Below are 6,602 nucleotides of genomic sequence, written 5' to 3'. Positions count from 1 at the left end.
CATGTCCTCCATCGGGACGCCGGCGCGGTACGCGATGGCCACCCCGTCGCCGGTGTTGGCGACGGCGTTGGTCGTGTGGTCGTACGCCTGTCCGAGGCCGCCGGTCGCCAGAATCACGCCGTCGCGGGCGCGGAAGCCCGCGATTTCGCCGGACTGGACGTCCCACGCGACGACGCCGTGGCAGTCCCGCTCGTTGGGGTCGTCCTCGTCGGTGACCGCGACCTGACTGACGTACCACTCGTCGTACACCTCGATGCCTCGCTTGACCACCTGCTCGTACAGCGTGTGGAGCATGTGGTGGCCGGTCTCGGCGCCCGCGTACGTCGTCCGCGGGAAGGAGAGCCCGCCGAACGGCCGCTGGCTGACCGTGCCGTCCTCCTCGCGGGAGAACGGCATCCCCCAGTGTTCGAGCTGGATGACCTCCTCGGGGGCGTCCTGCGCGAACGTGTCGACTGCGGGGGCGTCGCCGAGGTAGTCCGACCCCTTCATCGTGTCGTACGCGTGGTCCTGCCAGGAGTCGCCCTCCCGCAGGGCGGCGTTGATGCCGCCCTCCGCGGCCCCCGTGTGCGAGCGCACCGGGTGGAGTTTCGTGACAATCGCTACGTCTGCGCCTTCCTCGTGGGCGGCGATCGCGGCGCGGAGCCCCGCGCCACCGCCGCCGACTACGATTACGTCGTGCTCGTACATGTTACCAGAATTTGAGGTTCTGCTTGACGGCTTCGCGCTTCAGCTCTTGGATGTGCTCGGTGAGCGGGATGTCCTTCGGACAGACGTTCGTACAGGAGAACTGGGTCTGACACCGCCAGACGCCGTGTTCGGCCTCGATGATCTCGAGGCGCTCCTGGCGCTTGTTCTCGCCCTCGCGTTCGTCCATGTAGAAGCGGTAGGCCTTGTTGATGGCCGCCGGGCCGAGGTACTCGTTGTCGCCCGCGGCGATGTTACACGAGGACATACACGCGCCACACCAGATGCAGCGCGTCGAGAGCTTCACCTTCTCGCGGTTCTCGCGGTCCTGGCGCTGCTCTTCGAGTTCGTCGTCGGGCGTCTCGTCGGGGTCGAAGAACGGGTCGACGGACTCCATCTGGTCGTAGAAGTGGTCCATCTCCACGACGAGGTCCTTCACGACGTCCTGGTGCGGGAGCGGTTCGACGCGCACGGGGCCGTCGAGGTCCGCGATCTGGGTCTGGCAGCCGAGCCGCTGGCGGCCGTTGACGAAGAACGCGTCCGACCCGCAGACTGCCTGCCGGCAGGAGTGCCGGAACGTGAGACTGGAGTCGTACTCGTCGCGGGCGTAGATGAGCGCGTCGAGGACGGTCATCCCCTTCTCGAAGGGGACGGTGAAGGAGTCGAACCGCGGCTCCTCCTTGCCCTCGATCTCGGGGTCGTAGCGGAACACCTTCAGCTCGACCGTCTCGCCCTCGATCTCGTTGGCGGCGGCCGCTTCGTCGGCCTCCCGCTGGTCCTTCTGCGCCTGCTTTTTCTCCATGCGCCGCTGCTGCGGCGACGTCGAGGAGGGCTGTTCGGCCTCGGTCTCGGTGTCGGGTGTCTGCGTACTCATGTTAGAACCCCGCGAGCGTGTTTGCGACGCGAATCCCCTGGACGACGAGCAACAGCGAGGCGACGCCGAGCACGACCTGGACGACGCGCTTCTGGACGCCGTCGATGCCCTGGTTGACCAGCGCGTTGTAGACGCCGTTGACGCCGTGGAACGTCGCGGTCAGCAGGAACAGAACCATCGTGACGTAGTAGCCGACGTTCTGCATGCGAGCCTGTGCGCCAGCGAACTCGATCTCGTAGGCGTGGGTGACGAAGTGGAGGTTGAAGAAGTGGAACGCCAGCACGACCACGAGGAACGCCGCGGTGATGCGCTGGAGTAGCCACGCCGTCGAACCCGAACTGAACGAGGAGTATCTCTGTGCCATCTTAGAATGCCCCCGAGACGAACGTCGGCACGCTCGCGACGACGATGACGCCGGTCAGCACGAGCGACGCGTAGAAGCTCTTGTCTTGCGATTCGAGACCGACGCCGAGGTCGACGAACAGCAGCCGGATGCCGTTCAGGATGTGGAAGACGGCGACCGCCAGCAGGCCGACCTCCAGCAGCCGGACGAGCGCGAGGCTCTCCAACCCCTGAATCGTGCTGTTGAACGTCTCGGCGCCCTGCATCGACGTGCTCAGGACGGCGATGTGGGTGAACAGGTACCCGATGAGCACCCACCCCGTAAACTTGTGAAATACCCAGGCCCACATCCCGGCGGTGAACTCCCGCCACCGCCCGAAGTCCTCGATGAGGCCTCGGTCGTACGACTGACTCATACCATTCGAGCGTGTGGTCCCTCCGCACATAGAAGTTACTACACGGGCGTGTCGCGCAAGCCGCGACGCGTTGGGCGCGTGACACCCTCGTCCGCGGCGGAGAACGGAGACGACGGGGGCGCCTGCGGGCGGTCAGCCTTCGAGAACGGTGCCGCCCGCACCGACCGCGACGGTCGTGTCGCCGCGCAGCACGGCTTTCAGGTTCTGGCCGGTCGGCGTGCTGCGGACCGTCCACTCGCTGCCGCCGGTGGCGTAGTACTTCCCGCCGCCGCCGACCGTCGCGCCGGCGCCGCCGTCACCGACTTCGACGTCGCGGAGGGTGGCGTCGCCGGTGTCCGAGCGCGCCCACTCGCTGCCGTTCCAGTGGTAGACGGTGCCGCCGGCGCCGGACACCCAGACGTCGTCGAAGCCGTCCGAGTCGACGCCGTAGAAGTTGTGGTTGGCGTCCGCGATGCCGAGCCTGTCCCACGTCGCGCCGTCGCGGGTGTAGAAGACCGTGGTGTTGCCGTCGACGACGTGTCCGCTGCGGTCGTCGAAGAAGTCGATCGCGTTGATCGCGGCCCCCGACCCGGGCGTGGTGTAGTCCCACGAGCCGGTCTCGCCGTTCTCGTCGGAGTGGTACACCTTCCCGGAGTCGCCGGCGACGTAGACGTTCGCCTCGCCGGCCTCGCCGGTGACCGAGACGTCGTTGAAGTTGTTCGTGACGTCCATCGGCGCGGAGCGGTCGTTCAGCACGCCGGCTTCGACGTCGTACTCGCCGATGGCGCCGGACGCGCCGACGAACCACAGGCGCTCGCCGTCGTCGGTGACGTCCGCGCCGTAGAGGTTGTTCCCGTTGCCGGTCGGGCCGCCGTCGAGCAGCTTCCGCCAGCCGACCGCGGTCCGCTCGAGCACCACGCCGCCGCCGCCGACCGCGAACGCGCCCGCGGCCGTCGATTCGACGTCGTGGAGGGTGTTCCCGGTGGGCGATTTGACGACGTCGAGCCCGCCGTTGGCGGTGTCGACTGCGCCCGCCGCGCCGGTGAACAGGCCGGCCGCTGCGGTCGCGCCGACCGCCTTGACGACGCTGCGTCTGGTGTGAGTCGAGTGGTGAGACATCGCAGTCGGACCGTCGGCCGCCGGGGAGGAAAAACACCGGTTCAGTTAACTCGACTTTAGCGCTCTTTAGACGTTTTATCGGGAGGGCTCGGCGTTTGTTTCTGTAAAGAGTTACTGCACGTTACACACGTCGTTCGCGCGCCGAACACGTTCGCCGCACTCCGGGCGCTACGACGGCGTACTGACTCCTTCGGCGCGCTCGTAGGCGCGCTGGGTGCCCGCGTCGAGTTCCACGAGGTGGACCAGCGGGTTCCCCGGGTAGACGACGGGGTTCTCCAGTTTCCCGACGAGCAGCCCCGTGAACGGCGCCTCGACGGCCACGGCGTCGGTCTTGAACGGGTTCGAGATGCTGCAGATGGCGTCGCCCTCGCGGACGAGGTCGCCGCGGTCGTAGTGCATGTCCACGAGGCCGCCGTCGTCGGCGCGAATCCACGTCTTCTGGTCGGTGGTGACGACGGTCCACCACGCCGGCAGGTCGACGGCTTCCGTCGGGTAGACGCCGTAGCCCGCGAGCACGCTCTGCACGCCGTCGAGCGCGCGGTCGATGAGGCCGCGCTGGAACCGGTGGGCTTCCCCCATCTCCACGGTGACCGTCGGGACGCCCGCGTCGGTCGCCTCGCGGCGCAGCGTCCCCGACGACCCGTCGCTGTCGATGACGACGTTCGAGCCGAACGACCGCGCGAGCCGCACCACGTCGTCGTCGCTCATGTCCGCGCGGACGTGGAGCATGTTCGTGCGGCCGCGGGTCGACGTGTGGAAGTCCAGCCCGAAGTCGCAGGGCTCGACGAAGTTCCTGAATATCTGGGCGGCCATCCGCTTCGCGCCCGTCGACGTCTCGTCGCCGGGGAACGAGCGGTTGAGGTCGCGGTCGTAGACCGGGAGGTAGCGCTGCTGGGTGACGAACCCCGGGACGTTCAGCACGGGCATACACACCAGCGTCCCGTGGAGGTTCGCGTGCGACCACTCGTGGGCGACCTCCCGTACGACTTCGATGCCGTTGAGCTCGTCGCCGTGGGAGGCCGCCGAGAGGAAGACGGTCGGCCCGTCCTGCTCGCCGTTCACCACGGAGACGGGGATGCGGACGGGGTCGCCGAGGTACGTCTCGCTGACGGTGTACCGGATGTCCGCGCGCTCCCCCGGGTCGACCCGGCCGCCGTCGTACGTGAACGCCCCGTCTGTCATGCGACGACGTTGACGGCCGACACGTAAAACAGAGTCGTCCCCCTGTCGGCATCGTTTAGTCGCTGCCCATCGAAGCTACTCGTAATGGACGATGCTGTCTCTGTCGGCGTGCTCAGCTTCCACAACAGCAAGGAGACGAAGGCGATTCTGAACGCCGTCGAAGCGCTCGGCCACTCGGGCGTCTGGCTGCGCGAGAACAACCTCTGCGTGGACATCGCGGACAACGAGTCGACGCTCGACCCGAACGTCGACGTCGTCGCCAACCGCCTGCTCCTCTCGAAGACCGAACAGCCCGCCGAGCTGCTCGGGCTGGCGCTGTCGCTGAGCCAGCTCCGGCCGATGCTGAACCGCCCGCGGAACGTGCTCACGGCGTTCCACAAGTTCGCGACCGCGACCACGCTGGCGGACGGCGACGTGCGGCTGCCGGACGCGACGCTCGCGCTCGACGCCGACCGGCTGAACGAGGAGAAGGGCAAGTACGGCGAGGAGGTCGTCTACAAGACCGCCATCGGCACGCACGGCGGCGGCACGTGGAAGATCAGCGCCGACGAGCGCGTCAACCCCCGCGTCGGCGACCGGTTCGCGTTCTTGCAGGAGCTCGTCGAGCGGGACAGCGACCGCCACCGCGACCTCCGGGTGTACGTCGTCGACGGCGACATCATCGCGACGATGCGGCGGTACGCGCCGGACAACGACTGGCGGACGAACGTCGCGCTCGGCGGCTCCGTCGAGGGCGTCGACGACGTGCCCGAGGAGGCCGCCGAGATGGCGCTGTCGGTCGCCGACACCGTCGGTCTCGACTACGCCGGCGTCGACCTCGTGGAGGGCGAGGACGGCTGGTACCTCCTCGAAGTGAACCCCACGGCGGGGTTCAAGGGGCTGTTCGCCGCGACCGGCGTCAGCCCGGCGCCGTACGTCGCCAAGCTCGCTATCGAGACGGCGGGCGGCGAGGTCGACGACGACGAGGTCGCGGAGCTCGCGCGGACGCTGGACGACTCGAAGCCCGCGGCCGTCGAGACCGAGCCGCAGCCGGCCGCCGAGAAGGCCGCGACCATCGGCTACACGGAGGACGTGCTCGTGTCGGGGACCAGCGGCACGGAGCGCGTCGTCGCGAAGTCCGACACGGGCGCGGCGCGGACGAGCATCGACACCCGGCTCGCCGCGGAAATCGGCGCCGGCCCCATCAAGTCGATGACGAAGGTGCGCTCCGGGAGCATGAAGTCCGGGAAGGCGCGGCCGGTCGTCGACATCGTCGTCGGCGTCGGCGGCGACCGCCACACCGTCGCCGCGTCGCTGGAGGACCGCGGCCACATGGACTACCCGCTGCTGCTCGGCCGGGACATCCTCCAGGAGTACCAGGTCAACGTCAAGCGCCGCGTCGACGCGGCCGACGAGGAGTAACGACAACCACTCACTCTCTCGGGCCGAGAAAACTGGTTTCGGGCACGCGCCAGCTTCTTGCGTGCGGCAGCCGTCCCGGTGCACGATGGCATTCTCGGAGCGCGTCGTCTCGCACGCGACCACCGTCGAGTTCCCGGACGACGTCACGGGAGCGATAGGGGATTCGGTTACGGTCGTCCCCGTGGTGGTCGCGCTCGCGGCGCTGTCGGACGTGGCGCTGGCGCCCGTGCTCGTCTGGTTCGGCGTCTTCCAGGTCGTCTGGGGCGTCCGCTACGGCGTGCCGGTGTCCGTCGAGCCGATGAAGGCGCTGGCGGCGCTCGCAATCGCGGGCTCGCTGACGGCCGGCGGGCTCGCGGCCGCCGGCCTGCTCGCGGGCGGCACGCTGCTCGTCGCCGGTGCGACCGGCCTGCTCGGCCGCCTCAGCCGCTTCGTCGGCCAGCCGGTCGTCCGCGGCGTCCAGCTCGCGGTCGCGCTCGTGCTCTTCGAGACCGCGTTCGGCCTCGCCACCACAGACGTCGTTCTGGCCGGCGTCGCCGTCGCCGTCGCTGCGCTCGTCGCGGTCGTCTCGGTTCGGGCGAGCGCGCTCGCCGTGGTCGTCGTCGGCG

Annotated in this window: 8 protein-coding genes; 2 read left to right on the top strand and 6 right to left on the bottom strand. The window is 68.8% G+C overall.

Annotated elements, in window-relative coordinates; translation table 11 throughout:
• From GJ634_RS13385 to GJ634_RS13360, 6 genes are all read right to left on the bottom strand, one after another.
• A partial coding sequence (locus tag GJ634_RS13385) for an FAD-binding protein (RefSeq protein WP_157503370.1) occupies positions 1 to 687 on the bottom strand: 687 nt, incomplete at its 3' end.
• A 1-nt stretch (position 688) separates the two neighbouring features.
• Entirely contained in the window at positions 689 to 1,558 is an 870-nt protein-coding gene (locus GJ634_RS13380; RefSeq protein WP_157503369.1) for a succinate dehydrogenase/fumarate reductase iron-sulfur subunit, read from the bottom strand.
• Between the two features lies 1 nt (position 1,559).
• Positions 1,560 to 1,922, bottom strand: coding sequence for a succinate dehydrogenase hydrophobic membrane anchor subunit (locus GJ634_RS13375; RefSeq protein ID WP_157503368.1), 363 nt, complete (start codon positions 1,920 to 1,922; stop codon positions 1,560 to 1,562).
• Position 1,923: 1 nt separating this feature from the next.
• Positions 1,924 to 2,316 (bottom strand): succinate dehydrogenase, cytochrome b556 subunit, encoded by a 393-nt coding sequence (gene sdhC / locus GJ634_RS13370; RefSeq protein WP_058983187.1) that lies wholly within the window; start codon positions 2,314 to 2,316, stop codon positions 1,924 to 1,926.
• 132 nt (positions 2,317 to 2,448) lie between these two features.
• The gene (locus GJ634_RS13365) at positions 2,449 to 3,414 is read right to left on the bottom strand and encodes a hypothetical protein (protein ID WP_157503367.1); all 966 of its coding nucleotides are present in this window, start codon (positions 3,412 to 3,414) and stop codon (positions 2,449 to 2,451) included.
• 168 nt (positions 3,415 to 3,582) lie between these two features.
• Positions 3,583 to 4,596 carry a succinylglutamate desuccinylase/aspartoacylase family protein gene (locus tag GJ634_RS13360; RefSeq protein WP_157503366.1) on the bottom strand — a complete coding sequence of 338 codons (1,014 nt, stop codon included), beginning with the start codon at positions 4,594 to 4,596 and terminating at the stop codon, positions 3,583 to 3,585.
• An 84-nt stretch (positions 4,597 to 4,680) separates the two neighbouring features.
• Between GJ634_RS13360 and GJ634_RS13355 the strand changes: the two genes are divergently transcribed.
• On the top strand, positions 4,681 to 5,997 hold the full coding sequence (locus tag GJ634_RS13355) for a RimK/LysX family protein (protein ID WP_157503365.1): 1,317 nt from the start codon (positions 4,681 to 4,683) through the stop codon (positions 5,995 to 5,997).
• Positions 5,998 to 6,082: 85 nt separating this feature from the next.
• Positions 6,083 to 6,602, top strand: a 520-nt coding sequence (locus GJ634_RS13350) for a putative sulfate/molybdate transporter (protein WP_197425527.1), incomplete at its 3' end; no start/stop codon positions are given.

It is taken from the genome of Halobacterium sp. CBA1126 (assembly GCF_009741975.1).
Taxonomy (GTDB): Archaea; Halobacteriota; Halobacteria; order Halobacteriales; family Halobacteriaceae; genus Halobacterium.
This window is presented reverse-complemented; position numbering and strand designations above follow the sequence as displayed.